This window comes from Nocardiopsis nanhaiensis (assembly GCF_054778635.1).
Window position 1 is genome coordinate 1 of the sequence record NZ_BAAGZJ010000175.1, and the last position, 2,047, is coordinate 2,047.

Annotated in this window: 3 protein-coding genes; 2 read left to right on the forward strand and 1 reads right to left on the reverse strand. The window is 63.6% G+C overall.

Annotated features, from left to right (window positions below; genetic code table 11):
- Window positions 1-806: 806 nt before the first annotated feature.
- On the forward strand, window positions 807-1,595 hold the full coding sequence (locus ACYVD1_RS34600) for a helix-turn-helix domain-containing protein (RefSeq protein ID WP_460778695.1): 789 nt from the start codon (window positions 807-809) through the stop codon (window positions 1,593-1,595).
- Window positions 1,564-1,734, forward strand: coding sequence for a DUF397 domain-containing protein (locus ACYVD1_RS34605; protein WP_460778696.1), 171 nt, complete (start codon window positions 1,564-1,566; stop codon window positions 1,732-1,734). Before ACYVD1_RS34600 ends, ACYVD1_RS34605 begins: the two co-directional genes overlap by 32 nt.
- A gap of 65 nt (window positions 1,735-1,799) precedes the next feature.
- Here ACYVD1_RS34605 and ACYVD1_RS34610 read toward each other — a convergent pair whose 3' ends face one another.
- On the reverse strand, window positions 1,800-1,934 hold the full coding sequence (locus ACYVD1_RS34610; RefSeq protein WP_460778697.1) for a hypothetical protein: 135 nt from the start codon (window positions 1,932-1,934) through the stop codon (window positions 1,800-1,802).
- Window positions 1,935-2,047 lie beyond the last annotated feature (113 nt).

The window sequence follows — 2,047 nt, forward strand, 5'->3', positions numbered from 1 at the left end:
CCCGCCCGCCCAGGTGACACCAGGCACCAACCACCCCGCACCACGCCACCCGGTGACCACCACCCCCACCACCCCGATGAGGCACAGCCGCCCCGCTGGAAATCCTCGCGCACCAAAAAAAGTAAAGCCGAGTGCAAAGTTTTCTTGACCTTCCCGCCGGGGTGGGGGGACGCCCGACGGAAGGTGATGGGGCGAGAACGGCGGGGTTTGCACCATCCGGGCGTCCCAGGTTGAAATGACCCAAAGTATGGACTTGTCACCCCCTGTGATCTTACTTGTCAGTAAAGTCCGACGACTCCAACCCCTGTCAACCCATGAAAGGTAAAATCCGCTTGTGCGTCGGTGGCCTCGATGAACCACCCACAACCAGACACACCGGGCACACGAGAACACCCGCCACGGGACGGGCGTGACGGGTGTCGTTTCGGGGTGTCAATGCCGCTGCATAGGGACTAGGCCGCACCTTTCCCGGATGAGTGCGTCTACGGCTTCTGCGGGTCGGTCGACGGGCACCCGGACGCGCGCCACGCTAACGCCCAAGAAGGTGAAGTGTTGGTCTTCCACGGTCACTCGGGCGCTCCCAAGGTACGGGTCGCAGCACAGGGTGGGGGTGAACTCCCCACACACGATGGTCTGTGCGAGCTTGCTGTGCAGCCGTCGGGATTCTAGTGCTCGTTGCAGGGATCGCAGGTGGAGTTCAACGATGTCGGTTTCCATGCCCCTACGGTTGCCGCTCCCTTGGGACTCTCACAGCTTTCTCCTAGAATCCCAGCCTCTCCCAGGATCCCTACCGGTATGCTTCCCGCATGCCCCCCACGGTGTTCTCAGAAGAACTTGCCCGTTCCCGGGAAGCTCTCGGGTTGTCGCAAACCGAGCTAGCTGTGTCTGCTGGCCTCTCGCTTTCCTCGTTGAACCGGTGGGAGAAGGGTGGTTCCCTCCCGAGACGGGAGAACGCGGAGAGGCTGGACAAGCTGCTACAGGCAGAGGGGCGCCTGATATCGCGATTCTCCGAGGCCAAGGACGGTTTCACGCTCCCACCGTGGGCACGGGACTTGTCGAGTATCGAGTCGGAAGCGCGCACTGTAGATGTGGTGGCGCCGGTGCTGGTCCCTGGGTATCTACAGGCGCCTTCGTACGCGCGTGAGGTGTTCCGGGCTTCCCGGCCTTGGGCACCGGACGCTGAGGTAGAACGTTTGGTGAGGCTGAGGTGCCAGCGGCTCGAACAACTACCTGAGGTGCGGGTCACGGCTGTGTTCCCGGTGTCTGGGTTGGCCGCGTTCTCAGAGCAGGTGCGGTTAGAGCAGGTGGACACGCTTAGAGGGTGGATTGGGTCGGGGCGGGTGCGCATCCATCTTGTTCCGGCAGGGTCACTGATGGTGGTCCCTACCGCTCCCGTTATGATCTTCCGGTTTGAATCGGGAGAAATCGCAGTGTCCAGCGATCATGCGACCGGTAGTGTGCTGGCAGACGCGTCGATGCATCCCCGGGTGTTGTCGATGGTGTCGACTGCTCTCGCGGCGGCTCTGCCCGCTGACATGTCGTTGCAACTCTTGGAAGGCCCTCATGAATCCCGAATGGCGTACGAGCACCTTTAGCCCTAACGGGTCGGACTGTGTCGAGTGCAGGGGTGTCACGGGAAGCGCTGAGGTTCGGGACTCCAAACACCCCACTGACGTGACGCTAGCCGTTCCCGCTGGCCCTTGGGTGGCACTTCTGGCTTCTGCCCGTCGCTAGACACCCTCCCGCACACGACGAACCCCCCGGCTGAGCAGGCGCCGGGGGGTTCGTTCTGTGGGCGGCTAGGCGCGGATGACGCGCGCGGTGTCCAGGCGTCCGGTACGGCGCCACTCGGTAGCCCGGTGCCAGCCAGCGGCGGCGAGGGTTGCGTCACGGTCTCCGGCCAGCGGGAGGACTGCCGGTTCGGAGTGTGTCAAGTCGAATCGGACAGGGGTAGGTGATCGTCAGGCCGCTTCACACAGGTCAGCGCTGTGCTGCGCGGTAGGTGCGGTGTCCGGTTCGTTGATCCACGCGGCCTCGGGAAGAGCAG

Excerpts from the sequence above, each read along its gene's own strand:
- ACYVD1_RS34600 (WP_460778695.1), top strand. The coding sequence starts at position 807 with ATGCCCCCCACGGTGTTCTCAGAAGAACTTGCCCGTTCCCGGGAAGCT.
- ACYVD1_RS34605 (WP_460778696.1), top strand. The coding sequence starts at position 1,564 with ATGAATCCCGAATGGCGTACGAGCACCTTTAGCCCTAACGGGTCGGAC.